General features: G+C 40.1%; 9 protein-coding genes, 1 other RNA gene and 2 other annotated features (1 of these 12 running past the window's edge). Of the genes, 2 read left to right on the top strand and 8 right to left on the bottom strand.

Annotation, left to right across the window (positions count from 1 at the left end; all coding sequences use genetic code 11):
* Positions 1–29 (bottom strand) — a binding site (T-box leader); it reaches 184 nt to the left of the window's first position.
* A gap of 80 nt (positions 30–109) precedes the next feature.
* From recD2 to cymR, 5 genes are read right to left on the bottom strand one after another with little or no spacing between them, the layout of a single operon-like run.
* Entirely contained in the window at positions 110–2,431 is a 2,322-nt protein-coding gene (gene recD2, locus DES38_RS04390; RefSeq protein ID WP_110250889.1) for an SF1B family DNA helicase RecD2, read from the bottom strand.
* 12 nt (positions 2,432–2,443) lie between these two features.
* On the bottom strand, positions 2,444–3,106 hold the full coding sequence (locus DES38_RS04385; protein ID WP_110250888.1) for a tetratricopeptide repeat protein: 663 nt from the start codon (positions 3,104–3,106) through the stop codon (positions 2,444–2,446).
* A 16-nt stretch (positions 3,107–3,122) separates the two neighbouring features.
* The gene (gene mnmA, locus DES38_RS04380) at positions 3,123–4,232 is read right to left on the bottom strand and encodes a tRNA 2-thiouridine(34) synthase MnmA (protein ID WP_110250887.1); all 1,110 of its coding nucleotides are present in this window, start codon (positions 4,230–4,232) and stop codon (positions 3,123–3,125) included.
* A gap of 12 nt (positions 4,233–4,244) precedes the next feature.
* On the bottom strand, positions 4,245–5,396 hold the full coding sequence (locus tag DES38_RS04375; RefSeq protein WP_110250886.1) for a cysteine desulfurase family protein: 1,152 nt from the start codon (positions 5,394–5,396) through the stop codon (positions 4,245–4,247).
* A 33-nt stretch (positions 5,397–5,429) separates the two neighbouring features.
* On the bottom strand, positions 5,430–5,849 hold the full coding sequence (gene cymR / locus DES38_RS04370; RefSeq protein ID WP_110250885.1) for a cysteine metabolism transcriptional regulator CymR: 420 nt from the start codon (positions 5,847–5,849) through the stop codon (positions 5,430–5,432).
* A 230-nt stretch (positions 5,850–6,079) separates the two neighbouring features.
* Between cymR and DES38_RS04365 the strand changes: the two genes are divergently transcribed.
* Positions 6,080–7,351 (top strand): replication-associated recombination protein A, encoded by a 1,272-nt coding sequence (locus DES38_RS04365; protein WP_110250884.1) that lies wholly within the window; start codon positions 6,080–6,082, stop codon positions 7,349–7,351.
* A 506-nt stretch (positions 7,352–7,857) separates the two neighbouring features.
* Here DES38_RS04365 and ssrS read toward each other — a convergent pair.
* The 3 genes from ssrS to hisS all read right to left on the bottom strand — a co-directional run bounded on the left by ssrS (position 7,858) and on the right by hisS (position 11,157).
* A non-coding RNA gene (ssrS, locus tag DES38_RS04360) (6S RNA) lies at positions 7,858–8,041 on the bottom strand.
* Between the two features lie 56 nt (positions 8,042–8,097).
* The gene (gene aspS / locus DES38_RS04355; protein ID WP_110250883.1) at positions 8,098–9,873 is read right to left on the bottom strand and encodes an aspartate--tRNA ligase; all 1,776 of its coding nucleotides are present in this window, start codon (positions 9,871–9,873) and stop codon (positions 8,098–8,100) included.
* Positions 9,874–9,891: 18 nt separating this feature from the next.
* Positions 9,892–11,157 (bottom strand): histidine--tRNA ligase, encoded by a 1,266-nt coding sequence (hisS, locus tag DES38_RS04350; protein ID WP_110250882.1) that lies wholly within the window; start codon positions 11,155–11,157, stop codon positions 9,892–9,894.
* A gap of 60 nt (positions 11,158–11,217) precedes the next feature.
* Positions 11,218–11,443 (bottom strand) — a binding site (T-box leader).
* A 180-nt stretch (positions 11,444–11,623) separates the two neighbouring features.
* Between hisS and DES38_RS04345 the strand changes: the two genes are divergently transcribed.
* Entirely contained in the window at positions 11,624–12,721 is a 1,098-nt protein-coding gene (locus DES38_RS04345; protein WP_110250881.1) for an N-acetylmuramoyl-L-alanine amidase family protein, read from the top strand.
* Positions 12,722–12,866: the final 145 nt, after the last annotated feature.

Here is a 12,866-nt window from a genome sequence, read left to right as displayed (position 1 = left end):
TATGTACTCATGTTTTTCTACGTTTTCATGATATTATTCTATCGATATTATAGAGAATCATAGCCTTGCTGTCAATTGTTTTTTAACCGAAGCATAAAACACCTTCTGATCACATAAAATCAAATGGCGATAGCTTCTCTTCTTCTTCAATTGCTTCTTCTAAAGCTTCGCGGTAAGCATTATCAGTAAAGACCTGAACACATTTCTCAACCAAGGTTGTATGCCGTTCATGCGTATCCTTTTGATGTATGCCACTTAAAAAAGCTTCTTTATTTCCACAAAGAATGAGTGATTGCTTAGCGCGGGTCATTCCCGTATAAAGCAAATTCTTTCGCAACATGCGCCGGTAAGTATAGTCAACTGGCATAACCACAATCGGAAACTCACTACCTTGAGATTTATGGATTGAGATACAGTAAGCATGAGTAATATTCAATAAATCATTGCGCAAGTAAACAACGTCTTCATCATCAAAGGTGACAACGACTTGTTCTTGTTTATCAATGTTTTCATTTTCACGAAAAATGGCAGTGATTTGCCCAATATCACCGTTGAACACATTATCTTCTGGTTGATTAACCAATTGAATCACCTTGTCACCCGTGCGAAACACGGTATCTTTGGCATGAATTTCCCGCACGTCTTTTTTCTTAGGGTTCACAATTGATTGGATCCGTTGGTTAATTTGATGAATGCCTACTTCCGTTTTATACATCGGTGCGAGTATCTCAATATCTCGGATATCAAAGCCTCGCTCAAGTGCCCGCATGACTACTTTTTCAACCACATCAATTAACTGATCATGATGACATGCTAAAAAATTAAAATCATTTGCTTTTTCTAAATCATCTTTGGTTAACGTGTCATGTTTAATTTGATGCGCCAAGGTAATGATTTTTGATCCTTCTTTTTGACGATAGACCTCATCCAGTTTCACAGCGTATACTTGCTTGCTTTCTAGTAAATCACTTAACACTTGACCTGGTCCGACTGATGGTAGTTGGTCTTCATCGCCGACAATAATCACTTGCATGTCATTAGGAATCGCTTTAAACAATTGATTTGCTAAGAAAATATCGACCATAGAAAACTCATCAATAATCAAAATTTTACCGGTTAACGGATTCTCTTCATTCTTATCAAAACCAACATGACCATCCCAACCAAGCAGGCGATGAATCGTATAAGCGGGTAAGCCTGTCGATTCTGTCATCCGTTTTGCCGCTCTCCCCGTTGGTGCCGTTAAAATATAAGGAAATTTCGCTTTTGAATCATAATCTTTCACGTTCATACTGACTTGGTAAATGGTGCTGTAAGCTTTTAATATCCCTTTAATAACCGTTGTTTTACCTGTCCCAGGTCCACCAGTTAAAATCATAACTTTCTCATTCAGGGCTTGTTTAATCGCTTCATACTGCTCCTTGCCATAAGTAAGATGATCCTCTTCTTCTATCTCACCAACAACTTTTAAAAGATCTGCTTCAACAACCGTTTCTTCTATCTCTGTCTCTGAAATCCGTTTGAGTTGAGTAACAAAACCCGCTTCAGCATAATAGAGCACAGGCAAATAAATATTCGGGTCGCGTTCAACGAGATAATGTTCTTCATCCATTTCGGTGATTTGTTGATTGAGTGCATCAGTTTCAATCTGATAACGTCTACCCTCTAGTACTTCTAACACTTGTTTGATTAACGTTTCCTTCGGTAAAAAGACATGACCGTCATTCATCGCATCATTTAGACAGTAAAGAATCCCAGCCCGGAGACGTGAGGGGTGATTCATTGCAATGCCTTCACGTGTTGCAATCAAATCCGCACGATGAAAACCAAAACCTTCAATATCGAAGACGTACTGATAAGGATTGTCTTTTAATAATGTCAATGCTTCATCTTTATACGCTTGGTAAATTTTTTGAGCTAGCTTTAGACCAATGCCAACTTCAGCTAACTTAACAACAATCGACTCAAAACCTTGATGGGCCCGTAATTGCTCAACCAAGGTGTTCTTCCGTTCTGCAGTTAATCCTTTAATGTCATCGAGTAAGACCGGTTGATCAATGATTTTATTAATGGCCGTTGGTCCTAACTTATCTACAATACGCGCTGCCGTTTTTTTTCCGATGCCAGGAAATAGTTCACTTGATAAATAGCTCATTAACCCATCTTCTGTTTTTGGTACATAGCGCTCATAAAAATCAACTTGGTACTGACGACCAAACTTCTTATGGTCAATAAATTTACCGGTAAACTGATAGACTTCACCAGGATAAAGTTCGCTAAAGTAGCCTTTAATTACTAAGTCGTCTTCATCAAAATCTTCATTCGTTTTCAACACTTTAACCTTTGCAATGGAAAAGTGCTCAGCTGGGTTTGAATAAATCGTATGGATTAATTCACCGCGTATAAATTTGTCCACTTGTTGCTCTTCCATTAGCCTAACTCCTTAATTTTGATCGAGTATTTGATTAATTTGTGCTTTTGTTTGCTTGGCAAGGACATGTTCTGGATCAATGGCGATCGTTTGATCCAATTCTTTGATTGCTTGATCGGTTTCTTCTAAATACAAGTATGCTAAGGCAAGATTATAACGTGCATCACTATGAAAATGATCCGTGTTTAATACCGCCTGAAATTGTTGCAACGCTTCTTTATATTCACCTGTTTCGGCTAGTAAAATACCATATTGCATTAAAATATCTTGATCGGTTGGTGCTAGTTCTTTCGCGCGCATCATAAACGGTAGTGCACGGGTAGAATCGTGACGATTTAAGTGACTTAGCCCAATCATAAAGTGTACATCCGCTTCATCTAAACCGAGTGTTCGTGCCTGTTGATAATGTTCGATGGCGCGTTTATATTGTTCTGATTCAAAATAGAGGTTGCCTAGTCCATAATAAGCGGTGGCGGCGTTAGAATCTTTCACTAATGCACGCATAAAAAATCGTTCGGCTCGCTGGTAATCTTTCATGTGTACCAAGAGATTCCCAAAGTTGATATACCCTGCCGGGTTGTTTGGTTCCGTTTCAATGGCTTGATTAAAGGCTGTTGCCGCCTCTTCAAGCTCATCTTTTTTCATATGGGCAATGCCTTGTTCAATAAATGTCATAACGTCCTCCCTTGTCTTACCCTAAATAATTAAGTGTTTGGTTGTCTTTAAAGACTTGGTCGATGGTGCCGCCACCTAAACAAACATCACCTTGATATAAAACAACAGCTTGTCCCGGGGTGATTGCTCGTTCTTCATTGACAAACCGAACCATGATTTGCTTATTTTCCAATTGCTCAACAATAACTGGACTGTCTTTTTGCCGATATCTAAACTTAGCGGTACATTCAAAGGTTTGAGCATCAATGGGTTGAATGAAGTTCATCTCTGTTGCTAACAAGGCATCTGACTTCAAGTAAGGATTGTGGTAACCCGCTTCTACATATAAAACGTTTGTCGCTAAGTTTTTCCCCACAACAAACCAAGGGCCACCCGGTCCACCAATTCCAAGGCCTTGACGCTGACCAATCGTGTAATACATTAGGCCATCATGTTCACCCTTATCTTCACCAGTCATCGTTTGAATCCGTCCTGGCTGAGCTGGTAAAAATTCGCTAAGGAACGTTTTAAAATCACGTTCGCCAATAAAACAAATACCCGTGCTATCTTTTTTTGTTGCTGTAACTAAATTATTATCTAAGGCAATCTGTCTAACTTCTTTTTTAGGCAAATGTCCAAGTGGGAACATCACCTTTTTTAAAACGTCACTTGATAATTGATTCAAAAAGTAGGTTTGATCTTTATTGTCATCAACCCCGCGCAATAATTGGACCTCGCCATTGACCGTACGTGTTTGTGCATAGTGACCGGTTGCCACATAATCAGCGCCGAGTGAAAGCGCATGGTCTAAAAATGCTTTGAATTTTATTTCTTTATTACACATCACGTCAGGATTCGGCGTCCGTCCTAACTTATATTCATCTAAAAAGTAGGTAAAGACTTTATCCCAATATTGTTTTTCGAAATTTACCGCAAAATAAGGGATATCTAATTGATTACATACTCTGACCACATCGTCATAGTCTTCGGTTGCGGTACAAAATCCTTCATCGTTTGTATCATCCCAATTTTTCATAAAAATACCAATGACTTCATAGCCTTGTTGTTTCAATAATAACGCAGTAACTGATGAATCGACCCCTCCACTCATGCCGACCACAACGCGTGTCTTACTATTTTCATTCATTCTATCTTCCCCCTACTCGTTGAGTGTCCGAAGTCGCTTCACCACTTCAGTCACTCGTCGTACTGTCTCTTTGATTGCTGCTTCATCAATGTCATACCCAAAACTAAACCGTACTGCACTAGTGGTCCGCTCATGTTTTTCCCCAAACATTGCCGTTAATACATGTGATGCCTCAATTGAACCTGCGGTACAGGCGCTTCCACTCGATACATACACACCAGCTAAATCTAAATTCATTAGTAACTGTTCGACTTTTGTTCCCTTAAAGCTAATATTTAAAATCAGTGGCGTTGTTAAGGTGACCGCACCATTGACGGTAAAATCGATTGCCGCTTCATCCAATAATGAAATCATTAATGCTTTTAATTGGTGATAATAGCTGGACCGTTCGTTTTCTTTACCGTAAACCATCACGGCAGCCTTTTCAAAGCCGATAATCCCTGGCATGTTTTCGGTACCAGGTCGTTTTAAACGTTCTTGAGACCCGCCAAATTGGCGTTGTTTAATTTTGACTTGCTCACGTTTATAAAGCAAACCAATCCCTTTAGGTCCGTTTATTTTATGTGCTGTAATCGATAATAAGTCGACCTGCAAAGCATTTACATCAATATCCGTAATGCCGTAGGCCTGCACAGCATCGGTATGAAAACAACAAGGATGTGACAGCAACCGCTCACCAATTGCCTGAATGGGTTGGATTGAGCCAACTTCATTATTAATCATCATAACCGAAACTAAAATGGTGTCAGGTCTCAACGCATCAACAAGTGCGTCGACACTGACAATACCATCCTTATTAACCGGTAAATAAGTCACCTCAAAGCCGATGCTCTCTAAATACTTACAGGCATCAAGAATCGCAGCGTGTTCAATCTGTGTTGTGATAATATGTTTACCAAATGTTTGCTGTTGTAACGCTGTCCCAATGATTGCTAAATTATCAGCTTCAGTGCCACCGCTTGTGAAAATTAATTCCTTTTCATTGGCACCTATTGTTTTAGCGATTTGTCGACGACTGTCATCTAAACGGTGTCGCGCCTGTCGACCTGCGCTATGGATGCTTGACGGATTGCCAAAGTCCGTTGCTAAAAATGTGGCCATTGTTGCTACCACTTCAGGATGGATTGGTGTAGTGGCTGCATGATCCAAATAGATTCCATTCATCGTTCTTATCCCCCTTCCGTACCTCAAAATGCTTTAGATGTAAAACATATACGGTTCATTTTCTTGATTTGTTTCATAATTGGCTAAATCATCTAATGTTGTCGTATCTAACACATGCTTCACTGCATCTCGAATTTGAATCCATAAATGTTGTTTGGCAGGTTCTTCATCTTCAATGCCTTCAACCGGTGTAATCGGCCCTTCTAAAATACGAATAATATCACCCGCAGTGATTTCATTGGCAGGCTTTGCTAAAACATAGCCACCGTATGCGCCGCGCACACTCTTAACAAGTCCCGAATTTCTCAGTGGGGGTACAAGTTGTTCTAAATAGTGCTCCGATAAATCGTGTTCCTTAGCTATCCGTTTTAATGAAAGTGGGCCTTCACCGACATGCTTTGCCAATTGAATCATCACTGTTAATCCATAACGTCCTTTTGTTGAAATTTTCACGATACGCCACTCCTATGTTATATTTGTCATTATTAATTAATATAATTCTTACCCGAATACGTACCATTATAGCATGAAGACTAGTGGTCTTGTAGGTGAATTGCTTCAACCTATCCATGGACAGTCTAATTGCTATAATGTTCATTGCAAATGTAGTATATTTTATATGAAAGCTAAAAGATTCGTCAAGTAAACACCTTTAGCAATTTTAGCAAGAAGGAGGAATTTTAATGGCACAACAACCTTTAGCCTATCGGATGCGTCCGACACATATTGAAGATGTTCTAGGACAGAGTCATTTGGTTGGGGAAAATAAGATGATTCATCGAATGATTGATGCCAAGCGGCTTAGCTCAATGATTCTATTCGGTCCTCCTGGTACCGGTAAAACATCGATGGCAATCGCGATCTGTGAAACGTTAGGGTTACGATACAAAGTGTTAAATGCTGTGATTGATAAGAAGAAAGATATGGAAATTGCCGTCGAAGAAGCAAAGTTTTCTGGCACGTTAGTCATAATTATGGATGAAGTTCATCGTTTAGATAAAGCAAAACAAGATTTTTTATTACCGCATTTAGAAAGCAACATCATTACTTTAATTGGCTGTACAACAAGTAATCCGTATCACTCAATTAACCCGGCCATCCGAAGTCGTGTCCATTTGTTTGAACTAGAATCCCTCACAGAAGAAGATGTGAAAATAGCTTTACACCGGGCGATTGCTGATCAAAAAAAGGGATTAGGACAGCTCGACATTCAGATTACGGATGAAGCGATTGATCATTTCGCAACATCTTCTCGTGGAGATTTGCGCGCAGCTTTAAACGGCCTAGAGCTTGCTGCGTATTCAACTGCACCCGATGCTGATGGACTGACACAGGTTGATTTAACAGTTGCTGAACAATGCATGCAAAAGAAAAGCTTCACACATGACAAAGATGGTGATCTTCACTATGATGTCTTGTCTGCCTTTCAGAAATCAATCCGCGGATCAGATGTCAATGCTGGTTTGCATTACCTTGCCCGATTAATTGAAGCGGGTGACTTAGAAAGCATTGGGCGACGAATGCTGATTATTGCCTACGAAGATATTGGTCTTGCTAATCCACAAGCAGCACCTCGGACACTAGCTGCAATTGAAGCGGCTGAGCGCGTTGGTTTCCCAGAAGCGCGCATTCCACTTGCCGTTGCACTCGTAGAACTATGTTTGTCACCAAAATCTAATTCAGCCTATAAAGGCATTGATGCAGCTTTAACAGATATTCGTAAGACTGACACGGGTGAAGTTCCAATTCACCTAAAAGATAGTCACTACAAGGGTGCTGAGAAGCTAGGGCGAGGGACGACTTATAAATACCCACACAACTATCAAAACGCTTGGGTGAAGCAGCAATATTTACCTGATAAAATCAAGCAAAAAAAATATTACCAACCATTAGAAACAGGGAAATTTGAGCGCGCTTTAAAGCAAATGTACACATTTATTGAAAGACAAGATTAAGTCTTCACAAAACGCATAGCTGCTCGCAACCGAAAGGGGTGGCATACAGAAAAACAACGACAGTATCGAGTATTATGAGTTACTGGTTTCTTGACCTTATACACTTAACATAAGGATTAGTCTACAGCCTTTCGGTTCCTTGTCTTTACTGTTTTATTTCTACAGCTTGAGTGCATGAAATCGTGTCTGTTAAAGACTTGAAATAACTGATTAAACTGACTTAACAATGATCAATCGAGTAGGAGGGAGTGACTAGCTCCCGTCCGCCTACACCACCGTACGTACCGCTCGGTATATGGCGGTTCAATTAAGATAGCTGACGCAAAGTTTCATACCGATTATGCAGACTTTTAAGACCTTTGGAACGCCAGAAGGCGTTCCAAAGGTTTCTGTGTCATATAGGACTTTTAGAAAGACGCCAATATCCTTTACGACTGTTCGCCCCTGCCGGACACACAGAAAAAACCCTCACTCGCATGAGTAAGGGTTTGTTTAGCAATGTGTTAAGTAATCCCGATCGTGCCGTCTAAATAGAAAGTTTTGATCCCGCTCTAGGCAGGTGGGTGCCCTGCCCCTTGGTTTTTACGTCCTCAACGAATGGGGCATGTAATCTGCAAGGAAACACAGGCTCCCGACTTTAAAATGTTCGGTCAAAACATTAATAATTATCAACGGACACATCAGGATTAACTTGTACACTTATAATAGCATATCTCATCAAAACCTGCAACCATTTTTGAAAGGGGTTACATGCCTTTACTTTTCTTCAGTTGTAAATGTAATTCATCAAGTTGTGCTTCACTGACCGTACCTGGTGCATTCGTTAGAGGGTCTGATGCTGACGCTGTTTTAGGGAAGAGAATCGTGTCTCTAAGGTTTGTTTTCCCTGCCAATAACATCACTAAGCGATCAAAACCTAGTGCAATCCCACCGTGTGGTGGCGCCCCGTATTCAAGAGCTTGCATTAAGAACTCAAACTGTTCCTGAGCTTCTTCTTTAGTGAAGCCTAACACTTCAAACATGCGTTCTTGTAATTCTTTTTTATAAATACGCAGTGAACCACCACCAAGTTCAAATCCATTTAAAACAATATCATAAGCTGCTGCTTTGACGTTAGCAGGATCTGATGTTAATTTTTCTAAATCTTCTTCTACAGGTAATGTAAACGGATGGTGTGCTGCAAAGTAACGCCCATGGTCTTCGTCATACTCTAACAATGGCCAGTCCGTAACCCATAAGAAATTAAATAGGCTTTGATCAATTAAATCAAGCTCCTTTGCTAACTTCTGACGCAATGCACCTAAACTATCATGAACCACTTGGGTTTTATCAGCAACAAACACAAGTAAATCACCTGGTTTTGCGTCCATCGATTGCACAATTGCATTACTTGCTGCTTCAGTGAAGAATTTAGCGATTGGACCTTTAATCCCTTCATCTTCAACTTTAAGCCATGCCAAGCCTTTCGCGCCGTAAATTTTTACGAATTCGGTTAGTTTATCAATATCTTTTCGTGAAAAGGCAGCAGCTTGTTGGCTAACATTAATTGCACTGACTTTACCACCACCCTCAACCGCATCACTAAAGACTTTAAATCCAGCATCTTTAACAAGTTCTGATAAATCAACCAATTCTAATCCGAAACGTGTATCTGGTTTATCAGATCCAAACCGATTCATCGCATCATCGTAAGAAATGCGTGGTAAAGGCGTTTCAATATCGACACCTTTCACTTCTTTCATCAGTTTGACCATCATTTGTTCAGTCATAGCCATGATTTCATCGCTAGTCATAAATGACGTTTCAATATCAATTTGGGTAAATTCGGGCTGACGATCAGCGCGTAAGTCCTCATCACGGAAACAACGAGCAAACTGAAAGTAACGTTCAAAGCCGGACACCATAATTAATTGTTTAAATAATTGTGGAGACTGCGGCAAGGCATAAAAATGACCTTCATGAACGCGTGAAGGAACCAAATAGTCTCTTGCGCCTTCTGGTGTTGATTTCGTTAACATCGGCGTTTCCATTTCTAAATACCCTTCGTCATTTAAAAATTGACGCATAACTTGTGATGCTTTGTGTCTTAGTTTAAATGTTTCTTGCATTGATTCACGACGTAAATCAAGGTAACGATATTTCAAGCGCACATCCTCAGAAATCTCTGCACCATCAAGAACAGTAAACGGCGGGTTTTTTGCTTCGTTAAGTATCGTGACGTCACTAACAAGTACTTCTATCGTACCCGTGTCCATTTTATCATTAACAGTACCTGCCTGACGTTTAACAACTTGACCATGTATTTCAACAACATATTCACTACGAATCGATTCAGCAATTTTTAATGCATCTTCACTTTGTGCTGGTGAAAATACAGTTTGGACAACGCCAGAACGGTCACGTAAATCAATGAAAATTAGTCCACCTAAGTCACGGCGTTTTTGCACCCACCCCTTTAATATAACTGCACGTTCAACATCTGATTCTCTAATTGTACCTGCAAGCTGCCTGGTTCTTTCCATTACACTCATCCCCTCTTCTTAACCCTTTTGTTTGATATATGATACGATTTGATCAAATGCGATATTTTCCTGCTCGCCCGTGGTCATTGTTTTAATCGAAACTTGACCATTCGTTAATTCATTTTCACCAATCACAATAACATAGGCTGCTTGATTACGATCAGCTGCTTTAAATTGCGCCTTAATTTTTTTCTTAAGGTAATCTTTATCTGCTTTTAAACCATTTGTGCGTAATGTTTGTGTGATTTCAAAAGCCTTCGCTTCGGCTTTTTCACCAATCGCAACAACATACGCATCTAATGATTGTTCTAGTGGTAATTCTACGTCTTCTGCCTCTAAAGCCATCAGCAAGCGTTCGACACTCAATGCAAAACCGATCCCCGCTGTCTCTGGCCCCCCGAGGTCTTCTACAAGTCCGTTATATCGACCACCACCTGAAAGTGTCGTAATCGATCCAAAACCACTAGCAGCGCTCATAATCTCGAATGCAGTATGGTTATAATAATCTAAACCACGCACGAGGTTGCTATCAATCACATACTCAACACCAACCGCATCAAGATACGCTGTCACTTTCTCAAAATAATCTTTCGCTTCAGGTGTTAAGTAGTCTAAAATTTTTGGTGCAGTCTGCATTGCAGGATGCTCTTTATCCTTTTTACAGTCTAGTACACGCATTGGGTTCTTATCTAAACGCAGTTGACAATCTTGACAAAGTTCTTCCCGATAGGGATGAAAGTGATTAACTAACGCTTGACGATGCTGTTCACGACTCTCTTTATCGCCTAATGTATTAATCACTAAGCGTAAAGATTTTAAACCTAAACTTTGATAAAAATTTATTGCTAAGCTAATGACTTCGGCATCAATAGCTGGATCTTTGCTACCGAGTGCTTCAATACCCAGTTGGACAAATTGACGCATCCGTCCTTGTTGCGGACGTTCGTAGCGAAACATCGGTCCATTATAGAATAATTTTTGCGGCTGTTGATTTGAACCAAATAGTTTATTTTGAACAAAGGCCCGCACAACAGAAGCAGTTCCTTCTGGACGTAGTGTTAGACTCCGATCACCACGGTCAGTAAATGTATACATCTCCTTTTGAACAATGTCCGTTGTATCACCGACACCACGTTCAAATAATTCGGTGTGTTCAAAAATTGGCGTGCGAATTTCTTGATAATTATAACGTCGACATAGATCAACAAACACTTGTTCAACATATTGCCACTTCTCTGAATCTCCTGGCAAAATATCTTGTGTACCTCTCGGTAATCGAATCATAGTAAATCCCCCTGTTATGTTATATTTTTACAATTTAGACATAAAAAAAACGCCTCCCTGAAAAGGGACGAGCGATTACCCGTGTTGCCACCCTAGTTGAGGATAAACAAGCCTTATCCTCCACTTTACACAATAACGCCTGCTAGCGGCTATATTTACACATACGCTTCAATATAGCACCTCGGAGATGTCTTTCATTAAAATGCGCCATAGAGATCTTTACAGCCTAGGAGATCTCCTCTCTTCATTCGCTTCTTTTAACTACTTTTCTCTTCATCAGTTTGACACGATCAAATTGTTAGAATTGTTTATAATATTACTGATTAACAGACTTAATGTCAAGTAGCAATCGAGACTTTTTTTCAATATGGTCTGATTGATCGATAGTCTTTGACTTTTGGTGTCAACATTGAGTATCATGAACATATCCAATCATTCAAAAGCACGCTAAAAGGAGCACTCACATATGCGCTACATCAAGCCATTAGTAATACTTATCGTTTTTATTCTTTTCATGTCCCCACTCGTACTCACCGCAGACAGTATTAAAATTAATGCGGATGACTTACGGGTAAGAAGTGGCCCAGGGACAAACTTTGATCCGATTGGCCATGTCAATACAGGTGATACCTTTGAACAGTTAGACCTGGAGGACGGCTGGATCCAAATCAATTATCAAGGATCAACCGGCTGGGTCCACCAAGATTTTGTTCTTTCAGTCAGTGATGACGGAGCTAATCCTGATGAAGAAACTTCAAGTACGGACGATACGGTAATAGAAACATCCAAGAGTGACTCCGTCTCTTTCCCTTATGAAACAACGGTTGAACTAGCCGTAATTCATTTGCGGGCTGAACCAGATGTCTTCTCTGAGCGCATCGCAAAACTCAAAAAGAAAACGAACGTAACAGTCATTGATCAAGTAGACGGTGAATGGTATCACGTTGAAACCGACGAAGAAGTTGGTTACGTTAAGCAAGCGATTCTCGATTTAAAGCAAACCGAACCGATCGGTGTTTCACCATTCGTAGGAAAGACGATTGTCATTGATCCCGGCCATGGAGGCATCGATGTTGGTGCGATTAGTTTAGATGATGAATACGAAAGCATTCATACACTTATTACGGCAAATCACCTAAAAAACAAATTAGAAGCTCGTGGTGCAACGATACGCATGACTCGTGATGACGACTTTTATTACCCATTAACACCACGCGCAACGCTATCTAATTATTTGAAAGCTGATTTATTTTTAAGCTTACACTACAACTCTGAACCCAGTTACCCGACAGCTAACGGCATCGACACTTATTATCGAAACGCGTCGCGGATTGAGTTAGCAAACGATGTTCACCAAGCGATACTAACAGAGACTGGTGCGAATGACCGGGGCGTTGCTTCAGGGAACTACAGTGTTTTACGTAATAATCGCCGTCCAGGATTGTTACTTGAGCTTGGGTTTTTATCCAACACTCAAGAGGAGCGTTTAATCTTACAACGTAGCTACCAAGATAAACTAGCTGAAGGCATCAGCAATGGTGTTGAAAAATACTTTTCTAGATAAAAACTTTTTTAAAAGCAACCCAACGGCATTAAAAAGACGTCATCAGAATATGAACTGATACGTGTCAAGTAGACAGTATTAAAAATAAAAACTTTGTTGTATAAGACTTATGCCTATCGCATAAGTCTTTTTTCTTCCTACGGAA

It is taken from the genome of Streptohalobacillus salinus, assembly GCF_003201605.1.
GTDB classification, from domain to species: Bacteria; Bacillota; Bacilli; order Bacillales; family Amphibacillaceae; genus Streptohalobacillus; species Streptohalobacillus salinus.
The sequence above is the reverse complement of the archived record's forward strand: the minus strand, read 5'-3'. Positions and strand labels throughout refer to the sequence as shown.